The organism is Deltaproteobacteria bacterium (assembly GCA_016930875.1).
Taxonomy (GTDB): Bacteria; Desulfobacterota; Desulfobacteria; order Desulfobacterales.
Window position 1 is genome coordinate 1 of sequence record JAFGFW010000151.1, and the last position, 7254, is coordinate 7254.

Sequence of the window (7254 nt, forward strand, 5' to 3'; positions counted from 1 at the left end):
AGGTGAAGTTCTAGTCCCTTGTGAAATTCGTGTTTTTTGTGTGGCAGAACATATTTGGAATACGCTGTTTTTGAAGACTGGCAACTAATTGAACAATTTAAGGATTCAGGGATTTAAGGATTTAGGAGCACAGTAAGAATTATGAAAAATGAAGATACGATTTTGTTGGACCATGGCAGCGGAGGCCGGGCTTCCCATGAGCTGATAACCCGTGTGTTTCTGCCTGAATTCAAAAATGACCTCTTGGACAGCCTGGAAGACAGCACCGTGTTTGAAATAGGAGAACACAGACTGGCTTTTTCCACGGACACTTACACGGTGGACCCTATCTTTTTCCCGGGTGGCGATATCGGTTGCCTTGGAGTCCATGGCACTGTGAATGACCTGGCTATGCGCGGTGCAGTGCCCCTCTATCTCAGTGTGGGTTTCATTTTAGAGGAGGGGTTTCCTATGGCCGACCTTGCCCGGATCATACAATCCATGAAGGAAGCGGCTGAGACTGCGGGGGTACAGATTATTACCGGCGATACCAAAGTCGTCAATCGCGGCAGCGTGGATAAGATCTTTATCAATACTTCCGGTGTCGGTATCATAAGAAACAATGCTCATATTGCCGGGAAAAATGCCAAGGTTGGAGATTCAGTTCTTGTCAGCGGCACCGTGGGCGATCACGGGGTAACCATTCTTTCCATGCGGGAGGGGCTTTCTTTTGATGCCCCGATTCAAAGCGATTCCGCTCCATTAAACGGGCTGGTAGCAGAGATGATGGCCGCAAGTAATCAGATCCACGCCATGCGGGATCCCACACGCGGCGGGCTTGCCACTACTTTAAACGAAATTGCCCTTCAGTCAAACATTGGTATTGAACTCACAGAAGACCAGATACCATTGCGCGAAGGAGTGGAGGGGGCATGTGAACTACTCGGACTTGACCCCCTCTACTTGGCCAATGAGGGGAAATTAATAGCATTTGTGGCGCCCGAGGATGCAGAAAAAGTCCTAAAGTGCATAAAGGCACATCCATACGGCAGTGATGCCGCGATCATCGGCAGGGTAGTTGCGGAAAATCCCGGCAGGGTCTTTATGAAAACCGGCATCGGAGGCGCCCGTATCCTGGACATGCTGGCAGGCGAACAGCTCCCACGTATTTGCTAGATGGAATTCCTTGCCGATCTTCACGTCCATTCTTATCTTTCACGGGCAACAGCCAAAAACCTGAATCTGGAGCACGTGAACCTCTGGGCTCAGTTGAAAGGGATTGCGGTTGTCGGCACCGGAGATTTTACCCACCCTCAGTGGTTTTCTGAGCTTTCCGAGAAACTTGTGCCTGCAGAAGACGGCCTGTTTAGCTTAAAGCCGGAATATGCAGGGGAAACTGCTCACATGGTGCCGCCCAGTTGTGCTGGGCCCGTACGATTCATGCTGAGCGTTGAGATCAGCAGTATCTACAAAAAGGCCGGGAAGACCAGGAAGGTCCACAATGTGATCCTGGCGCCCACCCTTGACATTGCTGAGAAAATCAACAACAGACTTGACCGGATCGGCAACATCGCCTCTGATGGGAGGCCGATCCTGGGACTTGATTCCAAGACGCTTCTTGAGATCGTCCTTGAAACCTCAGAAGATGCATTCCTGATACCTGCACACATCTGGACCCCCTGGTTTTCCGTCCTTGGCTCGAAATCGGGTTTTGACTCCATTGAAGAGTGCTTCGAGGATCTTACCTCCCAGATCTTCGCTGCAGAGACCGGGCTTTCCGCTGACCCTGCGATGAACTGGCGGGTCTCATCATTGGACGGGCTCACCTTGGTTTCCAATTCTGATGCCCATTCTCCGGCAAACCTCGGAAGGGAGGCAAACCTTTTTGATACAGATCTTTCGTATTTTGCTATGAAAGATGCCCTCAAGGCCGGCGACCCCAAGCGTTTCTTGGGCACACTTGAATATTTTGCCGAGCAGGGAAAGTATCATTTTGACGGCCATCGGAAATGCGGGGTCAGACTCTCACCCATTGAGACCATGCAAAACAAGGGGCTTTGTCCTGTCTGCGGCAAGCCGGTCACTATCGGCGTTATGTACCGTGTGGAAGAGCTGGCCGACCGCAAGGCCGGGGAAAAACCACAAGGGGCACATCCGTACCAGAGTCTTCTCCCCTTGACTGATGTACTATCGGAGGTGCTCGGCGTGGGGCCAAAGAGCAAAAAGGTGGGTAACGCCTATCAGACCCTTCTTGAAAGGCTCGGGCCGGAGTTTGAAATCCTTAGAAGCACCCCCTTCGACGCCCTTGAGCAACACGGATCGGCCCTGCTTGCTGAAGCAATCAAGCGAATGAGAGAAAACAATGTTCAGATTGCTCCAGGATACGATGGCGAGTTTGGCACAGTCTCCATCTTTGGAGACGAAGAACGCCAACACCTCCTGGGGCAGCGGAATCTTTTTAGCATACCATCTGGAATTAAGAAGAAGTCTCGGGCCAAAAAACCGCAGCTTTCTTTGTTTGAAAAAGGCGGTGCCGCGCCTCGACAGGGACACATTTTGCCTTTGGAGGAACATGATGCAACGGTCGCTCGGGACACAAAGACCTCTCAGTCTGGGTCTATGACTCAAGCCCCTCTTCTAGACCGGGAAGCTGCGCCATCAGCGGACCGTTGGCCGGCACATCAGCATCTTTCCGACAACCTGAACGAGGTTCAGCAGGAGGCAACTGAACACGTGGGTGAGCCGCTATTGATTGTTGCAGGGCCCGGAACGGGCAAAACCAGGACCTTGACTCATCGCATAGAGTATCTGCTCTCAAAGGGAATTGCCCGGCCCGAACAGGTACTTGCCGTGACCTTCACAAATAAGGCGGCCCGGGAGATGGCCGAGCGGTTAAGGAGACTTCTTGAAGATCCTGGCGACTTGAAGAGGATGACCATCAAGACCTTTCACGGCTTGTGTCTTGATATCATCCTGCATGAAAAGGATTCGTTGGGGCTGACACATTCGGTCTTTGTTCTGAGTGAAGCCGATCGAATGGAGTTTGTGAAAGTCGCTATCAGGGATTCACTAATCGACCTTTCCCGGTTAAAGGCCGACCCCAATAGGGTCCTGAACCTTATTTCTCTGGTCAAACAGGTTATGCTTTCTCCTGGAGACGATCTTGCCGGTCATGTGCCTGAAGCCTTTTTGAGTCAATTTTCAGTTCTCTACAGCGACTACCAGCAACTCCTTGAGAAAAATGGCCTGCTTGATTTTGATGACCTCATTTTCAACGTAGTCAGGCTTTTTGAGGCGGATGAAGAGATGGCGAAAAGGTACCGGCAAAGGTTTTCTTTTGTCTCAGTCGACGAGTATCAGGATATTAACTACGGCCAATATCGTCTCGTGCGACTCCTTGCGCCTGAAGGCCATAATCTGTGTGTAATCGGTGATCCGGATCAGGCGATCTATGGATTCAGAGGTGCGGATGTCAAATTTTTCCACAGGTTCTCGACCGATTATCCTGACGCAAAGATGATTTTTCTCAGGCAGAATTACCGGTCTACGGAAACGATTTTGCGGGCATCCGGACAGGTCATGAGTGTGGCCGGTTCAAGCAGCGAAAAAAGAGGGGCCTGGTCCGGGATTCATGGAGTAAAGGCCCTTACAATTGCCAGGCTTCCTACAGAGCGGGCCGAAGCCGAATATATCGTCAAGACAATTGACGAAGAAGTTGGCGGGATTAGCCATTTTTCAGTGGATAGCGGCCGTGTCAATGCCCCTTGCAGCCAACAGGAGCGGAGTTTTTCTGATTTTGCTGTGCTGTATCGCGTCAAAGAACAGGCAAAGGCCTTAAAGGAGGCCTTTGCAAGGTCCGGCATTCCATTCCAGAGCGTTGGAGATGAAAGGCTGGAGGACCGAAAAGGGATCAGGGGGCTGATTTCATACATGAAAGTTGGGTTATCCGTTGCATCGGACTTTGACGTGGAGCGCATTGTCAACTTTCCTTCGAGGGGCATCGGCCTGAGGACTGTGGAGGCTATTAGGAGTTGGTGCAAGGCCACGGGATATTCTTTTTTGACTGCATTGGATCGGGCAGACGAGATCCGCGGCCTGGCTGCGCGTGCCAGGACCAGACTCATGAGCTTTGGGCAGGATCTCAATGCATTCAAAGAACTCGTGAAGGGACAAAGTGTATGTAGGCAGATTCAGTTCACACTGGACCGGTTCAACATTATGGATGAGATGTGTAAGGACAAAACCTTTGAGGAAAGCGTCAGGACACTCCTGGCCTTATCGCGGTCCTTCGGAGAGCGTTCCGCAGAGCTTCTTGCCCACCTTGCCCTTGAGAAAGAGCAGGATCTGTATGATCCACGGGCAGAAACCGTCCCCCTCATGACGATGCATGCTTCCAAAGGGCTGGAATTTCCTGTGGTGTTCATTGCGGGTTGTGAAAACGGCCTGATTCCTTACCGGAGAGGGGAAGGCGATGAGGGGAGTCTGGAGGAAGAGAGAAGGCTGTTTTATGTGGCCCTGACCCGGGCCAAGGAAAAGGTCTATCTTACCCATGCAAATAGACGCCAACGGTTCGGACAAAAGACCGTTCAGCACATCTCCCCCTTTCTCGAAGCCATTGAAGCAGAGTTGAAACAACACGAGAAACCTTTTTCCGGGAAGCCGGCAGCCAAGAGGCAAGATTCTCAACTTAGCCTTTTTGACCTCTGACGACTGAATTGACTTGATTTCAAGAAACCTCTTGACAGGATTACATGATAAACAGGATATTGCTTGATAATAGGATACGTATTTTATCAACAAGATTAATCCAGTCCATCCTTGCCTGCTCGCCTATGGAGGATTAATCCTGCCAAAAAATAGGCAGCTGAACTTTTACGACTTTGGATTGCAGCATGAAAGAAAAACTGATTGCCAAGATGAAGCTTGAAAATGGTCTGACCCTTGAGCTCTACGATCGTTCGAAGCCTGTGGCCGGAGACAGGTGGCAGGTCTCGTTTGTGGCTCGCATGGAAGTCGCCGTAAAACCGGAGTACTTTGAAGGCGAGGAAGCGCCGGATGTTCCATTTGAAGCGATCCGGGCGGCAGTGGGTGAAAAAGCCACTTACCACTATGAAAAAACGCGAAACTTCATTGCCAAAACCGAAAAAGATGAAGTGTTACAAGGGCTAAAAGAGAGGTTTTTGGATGCAAACCTCGGCTACCTTTCAAGTCTGGACTTTCCGCACAAATTGATCTTGAGACATTATCAGCAAGCTCAGATGTCATCTCTGACCAGGCAGAGTCAATAACCTTGCCGGAAAGTCCCTTCCGCCGTGGGAAATACAGGCAGACGCTAAAAACCCGTAGTTTGGTGTGTTACTGGTGCCACCGGGAGTTGGGAATGACAACCGTGGAGCTGGCCAAAAAACTCAACTTATCCCAGCCCACGGTAAGCGATCGGTTGTGCAAGGTCTCGGATCTACCTTGGCACGATCAGCCGTTTGTTCGGCAATTATCCTTTTTTTGCCACGGCCTTGAAAAAAGTATAGCAGAAGACACCGTCGAATTCCGTCGTCCTGTAAAGGTCCCCGATGCCTCTATCAATTAATTCTGCCGGCTTAATCATTTTAGCGTCAATGGCAGCTTCCCGTATCCCCTCAATCATTGCCGTAAATGTTTTCTTGGTGAATCCTTCCACCAGTTCCGGCCGACTTGCATCAACATAAACCATGCGTGGTGATACCCGTACAAAATCAAAGCCCGCACTGTTGAGAAGGGGAAAAAGTTGCCTGCCGATATTTGCGTTTCCTCCGGCTTGTTTCTGAAGATCGACTTGACATTGGATTGCTCTATGGGCATGTAAGCTATCCGGATAGAAGTATGTCGAGCCATGATCTCCTTCAATGACGGTTATGGTCCCACCCGGCCTGATAATCTTTTTGCGGACAGATAGAGCTTCCACCGGTTTGGAGAGGTGCTCAAGTACAAAGCAGACAAAAACATGATCGAATGAGTTCGCTTCGAAAGATAGATTAAAAATATCGCCTTGCTGAAAACAGACATTGGAGAAGCCCTCCGACTCTACCTTTTTCTTGGCTTCAGCGACCGATGCTTCAGATATGTCAATCGATGTAATGCGGGCTTCCGGGCTATTTCTTGCCAAAGTTGATGTTTGTGCTCCAACACCACACCCAGCCTCAAGAACTCTGCTTCCTGCTGGAAACAAAGTATCTGAATGCAACAAATCTACAAGAGTCGAAGCCTGGTCTTGAAGACGAATGTTCTCTCGCTGATTATATCCGTGAACGTATTCGTTATTCATTTTTCTCTAAGGCACTTGCCCTTCTCCCAACCTTAGGCTCCGCGAACACCTGGTCTAGGCACTCTCACCCTACTAGCTAGTTTCCATCCATAAATGGCCCTTTTTCCTCTGGGCGGCGTTCTCCGCGGGTTTTGCGCCTGCGGCTTGAGAACAGTACGCCTGCGACGTACCAAAAGTACGTCTCGGCGTAAACCCTTGTGCGGCCTTGCTCAGAGAAATCCGCCTCAGGCGGACTGAACTGGAAACATACGCCAGTGCATTTTCGTAATTACCTTGATCAATGAGGAAATCACCCGCCTTGTCTATAATAGTACTTAGGTCTTCTTCGTCTTTTGGCAATGTCGTAAGCGTCATGAACAGTTTCATGGCTTCTTCTACACGCCCGAGCTGATATTCAATTGACCCAACAGTAAGAATGGCGGGTGCATACATCGGATCTATGGCAAGAGCGACAACCCCGGAAGGCCAAAAGGACTTTCCCAATCCTTCTTTACCTGCCAGCGCCATTGAATCGTTGAAGATCTCACTAGCCATCTGGGAATGATATTCCCAGTCTGCTGCCATTCTTCGCTCTCGTGCATCCGTTGAAGCGTAGTCACGGCGAAGAGCAGCAAGGTCCTTGTCATCTTTGACCAGAGCACAAAATGGTACATTCTTAAATTTTGTCATCCCATCATCTGTCGATTTTAGCTCCATCACCCCACCTTTTGTCGTGAGTTCTGCGCTGACATATAGGAAGTCACCAAGCGCGCAGGCTCAAGACTTTTTGATCTGCTGCTTGCTTCCATTTCCCCCCTTTTCTTCAATGAAGCCTTGCCTAACTACTTAAATAAGCCGCGCAGTTTACTACGTCGGCTTATTTTGTTTGTGTACGCCCGGCATGTGCGCGGTTAGGCCATATAGAGGTCAGGCCACTTATTGTTGATCTCTTTCCTTCGGCAAATAATCCTCTCTTACGGGGGAAAACACTTCAA

The 7254-nt window shown here is 50.0% G+C and carries 5 protein-coding genes; 3 read left to right on the forward strand and 2 right to left on the reverse strand.

Annotation, left to right across the window (positions count from 1 at the left end):
• The first annotated feature begins 141 nt into the window (after positions 1-141).
• The 3 genes from hypE (at position 142) to JW883_12975 (ending at position 5267) form a co-directional block, all read left to right on the forward strand.
• On the forward strand, positions 142-1155 hold the full coding sequence (hypE, locus tag JW883_12965) for a hydrogenase expression/formation protein HypE (protein MBN1843176.1): 1014 nt from the start codon (positions 142-144) through the stop codon (positions 1153-1155).
• Positions 1156-4686 carry a UvrD-helicase domain-containing protein gene (locus JW883_12970; GenBank protein MBN1843177.1) on the forward strand — a complete coding sequence of 1177 codons (3531 nt, stop codon included), beginning with the start codon at positions 1156-1158 and terminating at the stop codon, positions 4684-4686.
• 185 nt (positions 4687-4871) lie between these two features.
• The gene (locus tag JW883_12975; protein ID MBN1843178.1) at positions 4872-5267 is read left to right on the forward strand and encodes a hypothetical protein; all 396 of its coding nucleotides are present in this window, start codon (positions 4872-4874) and stop codon (positions 5265-5267) included.
• Positions 5268-5470: 203 nt separating this feature from the next.
• Here JW883_12975 and JW883_12980 read toward each other — a convergent pair whose 3' ends face one another.
• Positions 5471-6280, reverse strand: coding sequence for a methyltransferase domain-containing protein (locus tag JW883_12980; protein MBN1843179.1), 810 nt, complete (start codon positions 6278-6280; stop codon positions 5471-5473).
• 72 nt (positions 6281-6352) lie between these two features.
• Positions 6353-6976, reverse strand: coding sequence for a hypothetical protein (locus JW883_12985; protein ID MBN1843180.1), 624 nt, complete (start codon positions 6974-6976; stop codon positions 6353-6355).
• Positions 6977-7254 lie beyond the last annotated feature (278 nt).